Source organism: Prevotella brunnea (genome assembly GCF_008016795.1).
GTDB lineage: Bacteria > Bacteroidota > Bacteroidia > Bacteroidales > Bacteroidaceae > Prevotella > Prevotella brunnea.
Genome location: NZ_SDIK01000018.1, coordinates 20,768 through 36,652, shown reverse-complemented (window position 1 = coordinate 36,652; position 15,885 = coordinate 20,768). Strand labels below are relative to the sequence as shown.

At 45.1% G+C, this 15,885-nt stretch carries 13 protein-coding genes; 4 read left to right on the top strand and 9 right to left on the bottom strand.

Annotated features, from left to right (window positions below; all coding sequences use genetic code 11):
* Nucleotides 1-64 precede the first annotated feature (64 nt).
* The 5 genes from ETF27_RS02825 to ETF27_RS02805 all read right to left on the bottom strand — a co-directional run bounded on the left by ETF27_RS02825 (nucleotide 65) and on the right by ETF27_RS02805 (nucleotide 5,585).
* Nucleotides 65-637 (bottom strand): hypothetical protein, encoded by a 573-nt coding sequence (locus ETF27_RS02825; RefSeq protein WP_147785465.1) that lies wholly within the window; start codon nucleotides 635-637, stop codon nucleotides 65-67.
* A gap of 528 nt (nucleotides 638-1,165) precedes the next feature.
* Nucleotides 1,166-1,915 (bottom strand): hypothetical protein, encoded by a 750-nt coding sequence (locus tag ETF27_RS02820; RefSeq protein WP_147785464.1) that lies wholly within the window; start codon nucleotides 1,913-1,915, stop codon nucleotides 1,166-1,168.
* A 79-nt stretch (nucleotides 1,916-1,994) separates the two neighbouring features.
* Nucleotides 1,995-2,927, bottom strand: coding sequence for a TlpA disulfide reductase family protein (locus tag ETF27_RS02815; RefSeq protein WP_147785463.1), 933 nt, complete (start codon nucleotides 2,925-2,927; stop codon nucleotides 1,995-1,997).
* Nucleotides 2,928-2,935: 8 nt separating this feature from the next.
* Nucleotides 2,936-4,681 (bottom strand): ABC transporter ATP-binding protein, encoded by a 1,746-nt coding sequence (locus ETF27_RS02810; protein WP_147785491.1) that lies wholly within the window; start codon nucleotides 4,679-4,681, stop codon nucleotides 2,936-2,938.
* Between the two features lie 16 nt (nucleotides 4,682-4,697).
* Nucleotides 4,698-5,585 carry an NAD kinase gene (locus tag ETF27_RS02805; RefSeq protein WP_130830168.1) on the bottom strand — a complete coding sequence of 296 codons (888 nt, stop codon included), beginning with the start codon at nucleotides 5,583-5,585 and terminating at the stop codon, nucleotides 4,698-4,700.
* A gap of 201 nt (nucleotides 5,586-5,786) precedes the next feature.
* Here ETF27_RS02805 and ETF27_RS02800 point away from each other — a divergent pair, with 201 nt between their 5' ends.
* From ETF27_RS02800 to ETF27_RS02785, 4 genes are all read left to right on the top strand, one after another.
* Nucleotides 5,787-6,356, top strand: a complete 570-nt coding sequence (locus tag ETF27_RS02800; RefSeq protein ID WP_130830169.1) for a DJ-1 family glyoxalase III — start codon at nucleotides 5,787-5,789, stop codon at nucleotides 6,354-6,356.
* Nucleotides 6,357-6,370: 14 nt separating this feature from the next.
* Nucleotides 6,371-7,045, top strand: a complete 675-nt coding sequence (locus ETF27_RS02795; protein ID WP_130830170.1) for a 2-C-methyl-D-erythritol 4-phosphate cytidylyltransferase — start codon at nucleotides 6,371-6,373, stop codon at nucleotides 7,043-7,045.
* Between the two features lie 11 nt (nucleotides 7,046-7,056).
* Complete coding sequence (recG, locus tag ETF27_RS02790; protein WP_255418191.1) at nucleotides 7,057-9,192, top strand: ATP-dependent DNA helicase RecG; 2,136 nt, start codon at nucleotides 7,057-7,059, stop codon at nucleotides 9,190-9,192.
* A 261-nt stretch (nucleotides 9,193-9,453) separates the two neighbouring features.
* Nucleotides 9,454-10,455 carry a peptidoglycan DD-metalloendopeptidase family protein gene (locus tag ETF27_RS02785; protein ID WP_130830172.1) on the top strand — a complete coding sequence of 334 codons (1,002 nt, stop codon included), beginning with the start codon at nucleotides 9,454-9,456 and terminating at the stop codon, nucleotides 10,453-10,455.
* A gap of 174 nt (nucleotides 10,456-10,629) precedes the next feature.
* Here the strand turns inward: ETF27_RS02785 and ETF27_RS02780 are convergent, their stop codons facing one another.
* The 4 genes from ETF27_RS02780 to porV all read right to left on the bottom strand — a co-directional run bounded on the left by ETF27_RS02780 (nucleotide 10,630) and on the right by porV (nucleotide 15,809).
* Nucleotides 10,630-11,397 (bottom strand): glycosyltransferase family 2 protein, encoded by a 768-nt coding sequence (locus tag ETF27_RS02780; RefSeq protein ID WP_130830173.1) that lies wholly within the window; start codon nucleotides 11,395-11,397, stop codon nucleotides 10,630-10,632.
* Nucleotides 11,394-12,668 carry a glycosyltransferase family 4 protein gene (locus ETF27_RS02775; protein WP_130830174.1) on the bottom strand — a complete coding sequence of 425 codons (1,275 nt, stop codon included), beginning with the start codon at nucleotides 12,666-12,668 and terminating at the stop codon, nucleotides 11,394-11,396. The genes ETF27_RS02780 and ETF27_RS02775 overlap by 4 nt, the downstream gene beginning before the upstream one ends.
* Nucleotides 12,669-14,118: 1,450 nt before the next feature.
* Nucleotides 14,119-14,610: a 2-C-methyl-D-erythritol 2,4-cyclodiphosphate synthase gene (gene ispF / locus ETF27_RS02770; RefSeq protein ID WP_130830175.1), complete on the bottom strand. Its 492-nt coding sequence runs from the start codon at nucleotides 14,608-14,610 to the stop codon at nucleotides 14,119-14,121.
* A 20-nt stretch (nucleotides 14,611-14,630) separates the two neighbouring features.
* On the bottom strand, nucleotides 14,631-15,809 hold the full coding sequence (porV, locus tag ETF27_RS02765; RefSeq protein WP_130830176.1) for a type IX secretion system outer membrane channel protein PorV: 1,179 nt from the start codon (nucleotides 15,807-15,809) through the stop codon (nucleotides 14,631-14,633).
* Between the last annotated feature and the right edge of the window lie 76 nt (nucleotides 15,810-15,885).

The following is a 15,885-nucleotide window of genomic DNA, read 5'->3' as shown; positions in this document are numbered from 1 at the left end:
GAAAGATGACCTTTTTTTCGTCCCATGCTCATCACCTCCGCCAAAGACGACAGATGAGCGACAATCAGAACGTCAAGCCAATACCAAACGACAACGAGTGACGCGTGGCATCTTCCTCGCTATAAGTCGTTCTGTTCAAGCCTGTATCAATCGTGTAGGTAGGCAGGTCGTCAAAGCATTTCAAGTTGTATGCAATTTGAAAGTTCACTCCTAAATGCTTTGCGAAGCTATAAGTATAACCAATACCCAGACTACCGGTGAACCCTTTCGAATAATCCCCCACCTTTACGGCATAGCCCAAATCTGAAAAAGCGTAAAGTTCCGGAACAGTCTTTATGGCTTTACATCTCACTGTGGCAAAAATCGGCATGGAATTGTACGAAGGATTCGTGTAACAATCCAATCCCAAGCCCACTCCTGCAGACCAAAGAGGAGAAAGGTCGTAACGAGCAGTGAAACGCAAAGAGTTTCCGCCCATTTTATCAGTGTCGCGATGGAACGTTCGATTCATAAATTTTTCAGATAAACCCAAATAATAGTGGTAATCTAAATCAAAATGAAATTTATTCTGCCCTTGCATGGCTGACACACAACCGAAGAGCAAGAATATCGCCAAAAGTCTTTTCCGTAGTTTCATATCAATTGCTTTTATGTTATTTTTTAAGTTCAATATCAGTATCCCGGCATAAATAGAACATAGGCACACAAAGTAAAAATAAGAAATCTGTTTTTAACTTCGTCATACTTTAATGGTTCAAAATAAATTTAATAGTAATATGCTGCAAATGTAAAAAAAAAAATCTTACTAACAGAAATCTTCTGTTAAATTATATGAATATTATTATCACGAAAACTAAAAACCGGGAGGTTGTCAAGAATCATTTGTTGGTTATTACCGTTGCAGTACTCGGAAGCCAACTTGTCCGTTCCGTCGGCAGGCTAATGGGGTAAAAGACACGGCAATGACGAGAGGAAAATCACGATAAGAGAACAGACTGAAAATCAACTATTTACAAGCTGTCATCCAAAAGCTAAGGTATTACATTCCAAAAGCTAAGCTTTTGCGTTGTAAAAGGTGAGCTTTTGGAATGTAAAAGCTTAGCTTTCGCAAACCGATGGTTTTCACACGAAAAAAAACTGCCGACTATTTCTATGTATTGATGTCTCAAAAGCAATAACTGAAGGAAAGGAATCCGCCATGCAAAGTTTTCTTTTCGGGATAAAAGTCGTTGAATGATATGTCCCTGTATGTCATGTGGCGACGCATTGTGAAAATGTCGAGATTGGAACAAACATAACCTACCGAAAGAACGGCATCGCCGAAAGTAAGATTGAAGCCTAACTTACAATCGAAAGCATACCAGCGACCTTCTTTCGTACTTACCTTGTCGTAATCCATATACTGTCCCCGCTTTCCGGACAAACTGACATAAAGTTTATCGTAAGGAGCAGAAAGCATACATCCGGGTTCGAGGAAAACATGGAGTCGGGCATCGGAAATCCTCCATATCGCAGGCGAGACAAAATAAACAGAGGGACGCAAATAGAATTGGTGAATCTTCTCATTCTCTTCTCGCACTACCCAGCCTTCACCCATTGGAATGCCGTCCGTTCCGTACTGACGCCACAAGCCCACTGATGTTCCAACTCCGAGGTAAGGGAGGAGCATGCGATGATAGGCTGCGTCTAACTGCCAAGTATCGCTTGAGGTCAATGCCCCACTCAAGGTGATTCGGTGCTTCAGATACGAGTCGCTACTTTGGGCTTTCATGAAAGAAATGTTGCCAAACACACACAAAACAACGAGCATCGTTTTTATGAAGATGCCGGATTCAAACAACCGATGTATCGAGAACTCATTGTTATCGGTCTTTAAAACGGTAAAAAGGCAGTTGATGGGATAGTTTCTTTTCACGGCTACGAAACAAGGGGATTACATTTGTACAGATGGTAAAGAGAAGCTCCCTATGAGTATAGGGAGGAGGGGGCTGTTGTCAGACTTTCTTTTTACCGGCTTTCTGATAAGGATCGAAAGGAACGGTAAGGGTGATTTTCTCCATCACGGGACGCCCGTTCTTCTCCGCCGGTTTCCAATTGGACATTCGCTGCACCAGACGCACGGCTTCGGATTTGAAGAATGTTTCCACATCGATTAAGATTGCCTGTTGTTCTTCGGGTGTGAGTTTCTCGAATTTCGGGTTGGTGGCTTTCAGTCCGTTCACCTCCAAAGCCCTTGCGCCGGAAGTACTGCCATCAATCTCTATGTTCAGCGATACCAACACATTGGCTTCCACTCGCCACTTGCGCGCTTTCATCGTATAAAGCTCGTTCTCCATGAAATAGGCTTGCATGGCGGAATCGCCACCAACATATTGCGGAGCCACGTCCGAAGCATTGGTTTTCAGGGGCAGCTGCGCTTCTTCCAAAGCCTTTCTTATTTTCTCAATCTGAACAGTGCCCAACACAATGCGTCCTTCCGGGTCGATAAGATACATGGTGGGAATCCAATCGATGTGGTAAAGACGATCGATAAAGGTTTCACGCTTCCATTTCTTGAGTTCACTAACCTGCATCCAATTCATTTGATATTTCTCCCAATAGGTGTTTACCCACGCTTCCTTATCGGTATCGAAAGAAATTCCGATGAAACGGACATTATAATCCCGAAAATCGTTCCAAAGTTTCTTTACTTCCGGAATTTCTTTTCTGCAATCCGGACACCACGAAGCCCAAAAATCGAGCACCACGTAACTGCCTCGATACGACTTTAGCTTGATGTTTTTTCCATCAGCCGTTTGCAAAGTGAAGTCGGGTGCCATCGTTCCCGGTTTTAAGAGATTCACCGCATACTTGGCATCCGCGTCTTGAGCGTGCAGGGCTGTCAAAGCAGTCAAGAGCATCATCATTGATAAAAATATTCGTTTCATAATCTTATTTATTTATTAAATTCACTCTCTCTTATTGTATTTGAACTTTTGCCATTCTCGTGTTTCGCCCGAGCTGTTCGCTTCAGTTCCAATATCCGGTCGCAATATGGAATGAGAGCCGGGCGATGGGTGATGAATATCACCGTTTTATTCTTGTTTTTCAGCAAGTTTTCCAACAGTCGGCGTTCTGTTTCGGGGTCAAGAGCCGACGTAGCCTCATCGAAAAGCATAACGGAGCGGTTGCGAAGCAGTGAGCGAGCTATGGAAATGCGCTGTGCCTGTCCTTCACTGAGTCCTCCACCCTTTTCAGAACATTGTGTGTCAAGCCCATTGGGGAGGTCGAACACGAACTCGGCACAACTCTTTCGCAGAGCTTCCTCCATTTCTTCGGTCGTCGCAGTCATCTTTCCCAAGAGCAGGTTCTCGCGAATCGTACCGCTAAGGAGCGTGTTTCCCTGTGGAACATATACAAAATTGGCGCGAAAACGTGGTGTCAGTTCCAAGTTCTCTTTATCATCATAGATTTCCACTTTTCCTTGTCGCGGGCGCAACAATGCCAACATCATCCTGATAAGAGTAGTTTTGCCGGATCCGGTTTCACCCAATACTGCCGTACACGAACCCGGAGGGAAATCAAAGGACAGATTGTCGATGACATTTCCATCCTCCCGGTCGTAAAAGTAACTCACATCTTTGAACCTTATGCCACATGGTCTGCCCAACTCAATGGGCTTTCCTTGTTCTTCCAATGGGTCTTCCTCAAGTTCCATCAGGCGTTCCGCCGCAGTAAACACCGAAACGAAAGAGGGCACAAGACGCGTCAGCTGTCGGGCAGGATTCTGTATGCGGTTCACCAATTGCAGAAAAGCCGTCATGCCACCAAAGGAAAGCGTGTTGGTGGAAAGGCGAAACGCCGCCCACGCGAATGCCAACAAGTAACCACATGAAAACCCCAAGTTAAGCACCAAATTGGAAAAGACAGAGAATTTCGTCCTTTTCACTACCCTACTGCGCAACTCGCTCTGAGTGTCTTCCAGCCGATCAACGGCAGCCACATCGCCTTCCAAGGTCTTGATGAGCATCCTGTTTTGAATGGTTTCCTGAAGAACGCTCTGCACTTTGGAGTCGGAGGAACGCACCTGACTCGTAAGACGGCGCATCTGACGAATATAAATCTTACTAAGTAGCACGAAAACCGGTATCATGATGACGATGAGTATAGCCAATCGCCAATCCATCAACAGCAGATAACAAAACGCTCCCAAGAACATGGCAAGCGTGGAGAGAGCACCGGGAATAATTTCCGTCAGGAAGTTCACCACGTTGGTAACATCAATCTCCAACCGATTCAGCACATCGCCCGAATGACGGCTCTCGCGTCCGTGCCATTCCGAACGTAAGATGCGGTCAAGGAGTTGTTGCTGCATTCTGTTCTGCGCCTTAATTCCAAGCAAATTGCTCACCCAAACCGAGGCGATGTTAAGCCCAAAGCTGCAAAGAATGAGAAGACCCATGAAAGCAACAGCCACAACGATATCGCCTTGCACATAGTGAGATGCCACATCGATGGCGTGTTGCACCGCCCACACGGAAGACAACGAAACCACGACGCCAAGCAATCCGATGACAGCATTCAGCACTGCCTGCAAGCGATTCCCTTGCCAAGCACGCCACAGCCATCGGAAAATTTCTCCTGACGTATATTTCGTTTCCGGAATCTTAAAAAGCGATCTTAGCTTTGTCGTTACACGCATCATGTTTTGTAACTTTTTATCCTCTGCTGTCGGCTCCCCACATCAGCTTGGAGCGCAAAGTGGAGAAATAACGATGATTACGCCGCTTCACGATTCTAATCCGAAATGGAGCTTTGGTAATAATCAGCGTTGTTCCCTCGCTTAGTTTCTCTGACCGTCCATCAATGGCTGCAAGGAAGTTGTGGCTGCGGCTTTCCACTTCGAGCCGGATTTCCATTTCATCGCTGATTACTATCGGACGAATGTTCAGGCTGTGAGGTGCCACGGGCGTCAGACTGAGGATGCCACTACGCGGTACCATGATGGGACCGCCGTTTGAAAGTGAATAAGCTGTTGAGCCTGTCGGCGTACTGACCACAAGTCCGTCCGCAAGATAGGTAACGAGATATTCGCCACCAATGCTGGCACGAATGGAAATCATCGAGGCATGATCGCGCTTCAATATGGCAATATCGTTCAGCGCGAAAGGGTTGCCTTCGATCCGGGCATTATCTGCATCCAATTTTATCACAGAGCGTTCTTCAATGTCAAAGTTTCCGGCATAAATCTCGTCCAACATGCTTAATATCTCACTCGGAAGGATGTTGGCAAGAAAACCCAAACGTCCCATGTTTACGCCGATAATGGGAATGTTTTTTGCACCAACTTTGCTGGCAGCGCGGAGGAAAGTTCCATCACCTCCCATGGAAATGGCATAATCGGCATCGAAATTACTACCCTCAAACACACCACTGATACACAACTCTTCATGCAATTCGCGAACAAGGTTGTTATAGAATGTTTCTTCTATGTAGATTTCAGCCTCGCGTTTGGTCAGATAATTCAATATTTCCCAAATACGAATCGACTCCAACGCTCGTCGGTCGTTCCCAAAGATTGCGAAACTCAGTTTCTTTTCAGCCATAAACTATTCGTTTTTAATATCTTTTATCCCTTCATATCACCTTTGGTAGTGAATATTTTAGTATATTTGCATGGGTTATGAAATAACCCGGAAAGAACTCTATCGACAAAGGATTCCAACCATCCGACTTGCCGATAATCAAACTTTACTATGCAAAAATAGGAAATTTTGTTGACAATTTGAAGATAAAAGCAAAATATTATGATTAAGGTATATGAATTTCTTGCCAATGGTTTCGAGGAAATCGAGGCGTTGGCACCTGTGGACATCCTGCGAAGGGGTGGCGTTAATGTGAAGACAGTGAGCATAACGGGAAGCGAGTATGCAGAATCGGCACATGGGGTGTCAGTAAAGGCAGATCTGAGGTTTGAGAACGTAAATGATTTTGAGGATGCCGAACTGCTGTTTATGCCCGGAGGTATGCCCGGCGCAACCAACTTAAATAAACACAAAGAACTTCGCGAACTATTATTGAAACACCATGAACAAGGGAAATATATCGGTGCCATCTGCGCGGCTCCAATGGTGTTAGGCTCATTAGGCATCGTGAAAGGCAAGAAAGCCACCTGCTACCCGGGATTTGAGAAATTCTTGGAAGGCGCGGAATACACGGCAGAACTCTGCACAGTGGATGGTAACATCATTACGGGGAAAGGTCCGGCGGCATCGTTCGCCTATGGTCTCACACTTCTCGAGAAATTAACTTCAAAAGGGACTGCCGAGGAAGTGAAAGCCGGAATGCTCATCAACGAAACACAGGAAACCAACTAAAACTTTCTGCAAAAATGAATTACATTATTATTGTCGCGGGGGGAAAAGGGCTTCGCATGGGGACAGAAACACCCAAGCAATTCCTTCCCATTGGTGGCAAACCGATATTGATGCGAACCATCGAACGCTTTCGGGAATACGATAAAAACATAAACATCATTTTAGTATTACCGAAAGAGCAGCAACCCTATTGGAAAACATTGTGCGAACAATATGACTTCACCATTGAACACCAAATCGCCAATGGTGGCAGAACGCGTTTCGAATCATCGAAAAATGGCTTGTCGCTGATTCCCGATAACATGGACGGAGTGGTGGGTATTCACGATGGGGTCAGACCTTTCGTCTCCATTGAGACCATTGCCCGCTGTTACAAGGAAGCGGAAAAGACTTGTGCAGCCATCCCCGTGATGCCCATAACGGAGACTTTGCGCTTCATCGATAAGAATGGTAACTCAAAAAATGTGTTCCGTGGAGATTATCGCAGCGTGCAAACACCTCAGGTTTTCAACATCACGATGCTGAAAATGGCATACAACCAAGCGTTTCAAGCGTCATTCACCGATGATGCCACCGTTATGGAACAGTTTGGATGCAAGGTTTCCATGGTGGATGGCAACAATGAGAATATCAAAATCACCACACCAACCGACCTCAAGACGGCGGAAATATTTCTAAAAGAAACATAAATCAAGGGAAAATTACCACCGACTTCTTTTCCGCATCGCTATCGCAAACAATGGATATCCTATCACAAGACATCATGTACCTAACGGGTGTAGGTCCAAAAAAAAAGGAGATACTAAGCAAAGAGCTAGCTATTACCACTTATCTTGACCTATTGGAATACTATCCATACAAATATGTGGATAGAACAAAGCTCTATCGCATCTCGGAGCTTATTCCCGATATGCCATACGTGCAGATAAAAGGTCATATTCTTAGCTTCGAGGAATCGAAAATGGAGAAAAGGAGAAAGCGAGTGGTGGCACATTTCACTGACGGACATGGCATTTGCGACCTCGTTTGGTTCAATGGCGCACAGTACATTTACAAAAATTACATTATCGGAAAGGAGTACATCATCTTCGGAAAACCGGGCTTCTATGGCGGACGCTTCCAATTCACGCACCCCGATATTGACAACGCCACGGATTTACAGCTCAACGACATGGGCATGCAACCCTTTTACATTACAACGGAAAAGATGAAAAAGGCAGGACTGACCTCACGCGCCGTAGAGAAATTAACCAAGACGCTCATCGGGAAAATAACAACACCGCTGCCGGAGACACTTCCGCCATTTATCACACAACGCCTGCGACTCGTTTCCAGAGATGAGGCTATGCGGAAGATACACTACCCCAAGACAGCGGAAGATACCCGTCGCGCCAGACTGCGTCTGAAGTTCGAGGAACTTTTCTATGTGCAGCTCAACATCTTAAGATACGCGAGCGACCACAGACGCAAATACCGTGGTTACGACTTCAAAGTCGTGGGGGCACAGTTCAATTGGTTCTACAAGCACAACCTTCCGTTCGAACTAACGGAGGCACAGAAGCGTGTGATGAAAGAAATAAGAGCCGATATGGGGAACGGCAAGCAAATGAACCGATTGCTACAAGGCGACGTGGGGTCAGGAAAGACACTCGTGGCTTTAATGTCCATGCTCATTGCCATAGACAATGGGTTTCAAACTTGCATGATGGCACCAACAGAAATACTTGCTGAACAACATCTGCAAACCTTAAAGGAATTTCTCAAGGGCATGAACCTCCGCGTCGAGTTGCTAACGGGTATCGTAAAAGGAAAAAAACGCAAAGAGGTGCTTGAGGGACTTGTCGATGGTTCGGTGCATATCGTAGTGGGAACTCATGCCATCATAGAGGATAAAGTTCAATTCTCCCGATTGGGACTTGCCGTCATCGATGAGCAACACCGCTTCGGAGTAGCACAAAGAGCCAAGCTCTGGAGTAAAAGCGAGAACCCGCCACATATCCTTGTCATGACCGCCACTCCCATTCCCAGAACCTTGGCAATGACCATCTATGGAGATCTCGACGTTAGCGTCATTGATGAACTTCCACCCGGCAGAAAACCGATACAGACTATTCATAAATACGACAATCAGACAACGAGTTTGTACGCCGGAATCCGAAAGCAAATACACATGGGCAGACAGGTTTACATAGTGTTCCCTCTCATCAAAGAAAGCGAGAAGATGGACTTAAAAAACCTTGAGACCGGTTATGAAGCCCTAAAGGAGGTATTCCCGGAATTCAACATGAGCAAAATCCACGGAAAGATGAAAGACAAAGAGAAGGAGGAGGAGATGAAACGTTTCGTGGAAGGAAAGACACAGCTTCTCGTTGCCACCACCGTGATAGAAGTGGGGGTGAATGTTCCCAATGCCAGCGTGATGGTGATACTCGATGCACAGAGATTCGGGCTCTCCCAATTGCACCAGCTTCGCGGAAGAGTGGGACGTGGTGCCGAACAAAGCTATTGCATTCTCGTCACCAACCACAAACTAACGAACGAAACACGCAAACGCATCGATATCATGTGCGACACAAACGATGGCTTCGAAATTGCAGAAGCCGACCTCAAACTCCGCGGTCCGGGCGACTTGGAAGGAACTCAACAGAGCGGAATCGCATTCGATTTGAAAATCGCGGATATAGCCAGAGACGGACAAATCGTACAATTGGCACGCGAAGAAGCACAAAAAATCATCGACAACGACCCAAATTGCGAGAAAAGCGAATATAACTTGCTTTGGAACAGGCTAAAAGAGTTAAGAAAAACTAATATTAATTGGGCTGCCATCTCGTAAGCAAAAACTTTTAATCAAGTTCCGGAAGTGGGGAATACAAAGGGAAGAAAAGACATTTAACCTACGATTTTTTATTCAACTTTGTGTTAAAAACTATCTAAAAACTGTTAAACACAAACTATTAGCTCGATTTTTTTTTATCTTTGCAACACCTTTAATTCATTTAGTTGGCCTTTTGTATTGTTCAACTTTGACTATTAAAGAAAGGAATCTAAGTCGATCCTAATTTAGAATCACAATCGAAAACAAAGCAACAGACAAATGACTTTCAAAAAGATAGTTAATTTTTTTGCGGTATCAGCGATAATGGCAATGACAGGTCAGACTGCCAACGCACAAGACTTGATAGCCAAGCAAGCGCCGGTTGACCGCAGAGCCACAAGCATTGACACTATCGTCATCAATCGTTTGCAAGAGGCAGAGGAAAATGAAAACCCATCCGCCTTACTATATAACGATTGGAACACATCAAGAACGCACAGCTCGGGAACCCTGCCGGAAGTTTTTAAGATAGACCTGCGAGGATTCCATATGCCAACCCCAAGTCGCGTCATCACAAGCAACTTCGGACGGAGATGGGGACGCGCACACAAAGGACTCGATATCAAAGTTTATATCGGCGACACCATTCGCTCGGCATTCTCCGGTAAAGTACGTGTGGTGGGATACGACGCACGAGGCTACGGAAAATACATCGTCATTCGGCACAACAATGGATTGGAAACCTATTATGGACATCTTTCAAGACAAATCATACGCAAAAATCAGATTGTAAGAGCAGGACAGCCCATCGGTCTTGGAGGCAATACGGGACGTTCCACCGGTTCTCACCTCCATTTTGAGACTCGTCTTTGTGGCGTTGCCATCAATCCGGCACTAATGTTCGACTTTGCCAATCAGGATGTAACCGGCGATTTCTACACTTACCGCAGAAGCACCGTGAATCGTGAATCTGAACGTGCCACAGCTCTGCGTGGGACAGCTTCAAGCCGTAGCTACACGCGTGAGAACATACAAGGGAACGGCAAGGGGGGAAGCTACAATAAATCGCGACGAGCAAGCGCACCCGATTACTCACCACGTCAAACTCACGCCATGACCACTCCCGGCGCAAGTCAAATTCTCTATCACAAGGTGTCGGAAGGCGACACATTGGAATCCATTGCACAGCAACATGGCATCAGCGTCGATAAGCTCTGCAAGCTCAATCATCTTGGAAGATACACAAGAGTTGTCAAAGGGCAGATTCTAAGATACAGCTAAAACCTTTCAAAGATTTGAATAAGAAAAAATGTCGATAAGATTTGAACTCTTATCGACATTTTTTTTTAGAGTATTTTTCTTCAAAAGTTTCATTCTGCGCAGTCAATATCCGCATGCTCGCGCAATGCTGCATCTGAAGTTGCCAGTCGTAAAGGCTTGCGGTGAGACTTCTCCTTATCGGAAGAGAAACCGGATATGGCGCAAGATGGTTGTAACGAGCCCGTAATGGTGGCACATCACTCGAAAACGTTCAAGAAGCGACGCTCGATGGTGCATCGTTGTCTGTCCCTCCTGCATATAAAGGGCAACCACGGCATGAATATTGCGCAGCAACAGCCCTTTCGCTTCTCCGGATTTCATTACCCGAATACACCAATCCACATCAGCAGAATATCTATATTCCGTGTTATAAGGAATAGACCGGGCAATATCCGTTCGGGCATAAAACGCCTGATGACACACCAACATTCCCTCCTTGAACGACTCCCAAGTGAGGCTTTCCGGTGGTTGAAGTCTGCGGTGAAAAAGAAAATTACCATCGGCATCGATTATATCCGTATCACCAAAGAGCACGGCGGGACGTTCCTCTCCATCACCGGCTTCGGCAGCGAGTGCGACTTTCTCCAGCGTATCGGCTTCAGGGAAGCGATCACCGGCATTCAAAAATACGATGTAATCGCCCGTAACACGCTCCAAGCCTTTGTTCATTGCAAAGTATAACCCACTATCGGGCTCACTCGTTATCTTGACCACATGACCATTTTCGGCTTCTTCCGAAACTCTCTGATAAGTTTCTGCGAGCCTGATCGTATCGTCTTTGGAAGCCCCATCCACAATAAGATGTTCCACGTGAGGGAAGCCTTGCATCAAGACACTTTCCAAAGTAGGCTGCAAAACCTTCTCGGCGTTATAGGTTATGGTTACCACTGAAATTGTAATCATATCTGATAGTTTTTCATGGCCAAAGCTTGGTCGTAAATCTCTATATACTGCCCGGCCACGCGATGGCGCGAGTAGGTGCGTAGAACTTTGCTCAAGGCAGCAACAGAAAGTTCGTTGCCATTGGCTTCATCCAAAATCCAGCGGATGCCTCGTGCGAGATCGATGGAATCTTTTGCTTGGGCAACATAACCATTCACGCGATGATCTATCATTTCCGGAATACCTCCCACGTTAAAACCCACGCAGGGCACACCACAAGCCATGGCTTCCATGATGGTGTTGGGGAGATTCTCGGAAAGCGATGGGAGCACGAAAACATCCACAGCATTGTAGATGTTCACGATCTTGTTCTCATCTGAAATATACCCCATGGGGAAAACGGGCATACGAAACTGTCCTTCAAAATCTTCCGCTCGCCCGCCAAGAATGACTATGGCGGTGTTGGCACTCATTCCGGAATCGGCATCCACAAGCCGGTTGCAGGCATCCACAAGAAAGTGCATGCCTTTATTCACATTGGTGGCTCGCTGTGCCACAAAGAGTATCAAGCGTTTGCCGGTGGGAAGTCCGCAAGCCTTTCGTGCCACTGCCTTATCGCCCGGCTTAAACAAATGTGTATTGATGGGGTTGGGCACCGTACTAACGGTTTGGTCGGCAAGAAGTCCGCTCGCTTCAGCTTCCCGGGCAAGCCAACGGCTGCAAGCCACAAACGAAATATCGTATTCCTTATAGAGTTTTGCCTTTTTCATCCAAACCCGATAGGCAAGATCATGTTCAGAACCGCCACCGGGCAGATATTGACAATGGGAACAACAAGTTTCAAAACGACGACAGTCGAGTGATAAATGACAGATAGAGGATATGGGCCAAAGATCGTGCAAAGTCCAAACCACAGGTTTGCCGGATTCTAAAATCTTCCTGATACCGGAAAGGGAGAGCATTCCCTGATTGATCCAAGAAAGATGAATAATGTCCGCCTCCTTAAACTCCGGGAGGGAAGTAATGTCGGCACCGGCATTGGCAATATCCAGCGCAAATAAGTTGGTGCGAGAGAAGCGCAAATTCCAAAATACACACCAACGTTCCCACAAGAAACGCAGGCGATTGCGCCATCGACCTTTCAGACCGACTACCGTGATGTCATCGGTGAGTTTGTCGCGAACCAGCATCTTCGCTTTCACGCCATTATGGTTGAGCGCGTCCTTCAAACGATTGGCAGCTACTGCCGCCCCCCCGGTCTTCTCGCTCGTGTTTACAATCAATACTCGCATTACGGTACAAAGATAATGCAAAATGGGGAAATAACAGAACTATACTCTGTTAATTCTAATGCAATCGTTTGAAAGCAAGAGAGTTAATTAACCATATATATTCAACGAAAATTAGTTAAGTGGTTGATGGTCAGAAACTTTACTGTGAACAATCGATCATCGGAAACCACTTTGGTTCTTTTTTCTAATGACCGCCATCGGAAACATTCAATTATACAGGTTTGTTATTCGGCAATTTACCAACTAAAAAACATACGCCACAAACCCATATCACCACCTGTGCCTGTCCGAGACAAGACAAAAGATAAGCATATTCTTCGTTTAGCCGGGTCGTTGAAAACGCGAAACTCTTTCTCTCCGATATGGGAAAAGTGCGATAATGTCCTAAATTTTCTTCATTCATCCATCCAAAGCTTACCTTTTGCTTTCCAAAAGGTAAGCTTTCGGCATGCAAAAGGTCATGAATTGGAGTGCAAAAGCTAAGCTTTTAAATCGCAATTAATATTATCCTGATTATCAATAGGTTATGAGGCGTGCCTCGAATGTGGATTTTGTAATGTAATTTCGTGGTGATGGGCGAGTCGAATGTACGCTATCAAGCGTCTGTTTGCCATCACCTGAATACAAATTGGAGACATAAGTGGATATGTGTCAGCACTGGAACAAAATACGTAAAGTCTCATGATTTGATGTAACCTTGCGTGAGAGGCTCAAAAAATATTTAGTACAAGTTTCAAAACGAAGTGCAATAAAAGAGTATCTCTCTCGGCGAGGAAGAAGAAACAACCGGCAATACAAATAAAAAAGAGGTCGCAGTCTCCCAAAGATTAACTATGGAATTAGCTGAAATTCGCTATATGGGAATATTTCGTAAATTACTATTTAGAGCAACAGTGGAAAAAATAAAGAATTTCTCACCCCCATACAACACGGAGAAATCCTAACGACCGATTTGGGTTTAACGAACTATTGATTTACGAAATAAACAAATTATTGAGAGAATTTTGCTTCCCGGTCATAAAAGGACAGACCATGAAGCAGGATAGCAAGGTTGTTATTTTTGACCTATATCAAGAAAACAAATAAAAAGCGGAAAATCTCAGAGAAACATTTGGAAACAACACAAAATCGCAATACCTTTGCATCGTCAAAAGGTTAATAGATTGTTTAGGTTAGTAGTAATAGATTTAGGTTTTTAGTTATTTTTATTAGGTAAAAGTTTAACAGATCGTTTCAGGATGACAAAGATAACCGTGAGGTTCTCTTTGAACAAGAAAAGATTATAAAGGTTAAACATAGCAAACGCCAAAGCTCGTTGAGAGTTTTGGCGTTTGCGTATATATAAAGCTCTATACGCAAAAGATGGAGAAGCAAACAGAAGTGCGGGATGTGGTTTCCGAACAACAATAATTGAGAGAACAAGGAAAAGTGAAACCTTTATGAAACCACGTCATTTCTCAATCAGGCAAACAGCATAAGCAGCCATGCCCTCTTCTCTACCTACGAATCCCATTTTCTCGGAAGTGGTGGCTTTGATGGAAATATCATCTTCGTCGCAACCAATAACCTCAGCCAAACAGACTTTCATGGCAGGGATGTGCGGATTGATTTTCGGGCGCTCGGCGCAGATGGTTGCATCGATATTTCCCACCCGATAGCCCTTGGTAGCCAACAACTCGATGGTTTGTTTCAGAATAACCTTGGAATCTATATTCAAAGTCATATCGGAGGTGTCGGGAAAATGAAAGCCGATATCGCGCAGATTGGCAGCCCCCAACAAGGCATCGCAAACAGCATGTATCAAAACGTCGGCATCGCTATGACCGAGCAATCCCCATTCGTTTTCTATCTTAACGCCACCGAGAAACAAGTCGCGTCCCTTTACGAGCTTATGAACATCGTAGCCCATGCCTACTCGTATTTTACCAACAGAATTACTCATGTCTCGTGTATTAAATTAAGTTATCTTCGGTGGAACAAATCCTTGATACCGTCCATGTCGAACGAAAGGGAGAAACGCAAAGTTTGATCAAGTGGATTGCTTTTTGCCGTTGCGATGACATAGCCGGCATCAAGCGAGAAGACATTCATATGGAAGCCTGCTCCGACAGTGAAATATTTTCTGTTCCCCTTGTTCGCGTTTTCATGATGATAGCCGGCACGAAGCGAGAATTTATCGTTATAGACATATTCCGTTCCCACGCTCCATTGTATTTCCTGCATCTCTTCTGAAAAGCCATTGGGTGCATCGTTAAAGCTCTTGAAGATGCCGGAGATGGAAGAAACATCGTAATAATCTTTCTGCAAACGATCCTGATAATCGGTTTCCGACTCGTCCGCACCGCGCTGTGGATAGGTGGGAACCAAGAGCTTATTGGCATCGGCAGCTATCGTGAAGCGATTGAATTCATCCAAAGGTATCATCAACGAGGCTCCTAAACGTAAGTTGGTAGGGATGAATTCGGAGCGACTATCGCCTCCGAAAGAAATCTTGGAACCTATATTTGAAATGTTCAAGCCCAATCCCAACTGACATTCGCGACTGCCTATATTCAGATAGTTTTGGTAATAAGCCGAAATATCAGCCGCAAAAGCTGAACCGGGTGCTGTGTCTTCCGTGAAATTATATGTCAAGTCGGAATAGATCCATCGCACAGCCGCACCTAAAGAGAATGTCTCGCTCAACATCAGCGAATAAGCCAAATCGAGCGACATTTCATAAGGATTGATTGTCATGTCGTTGGTTCCATCCTGACTGCTGCTTGCCGAGACTTCACCCAGTGAAAAATAACGAACCGAACCGGACACGGCACTATAATCGCCTATACGATAATAACCCGCCAGATATGCCAAGTCCATGTCGTTTACCAATTGTCTGAGCCAAGGAGTATAGTTCAGTGAGACTCCGGCACGAGAGATGGTAAATGGATATTTGGCAGGATTCCAATACTGGGAATAAACATCGGGATCGGTCGCTACACCCACATCGCCCATACCCGCCGCTCGTGCATCAGGAGCTATCATCTGCGAGGTTACGGCATGATGAACGGGATTGAATATATCCTTTTTATCTTGCGCATATATAGAGACATAGCAGCTGATAAAAAGTAGGGAAATTATTATTCTTAGAGATTTATTCATTCTATTTATTTCTTTATTCGCTTGTTGTAATGTTCTTTCCAAGAGAAAAGTACCATCATAACAACGTACGAACGAA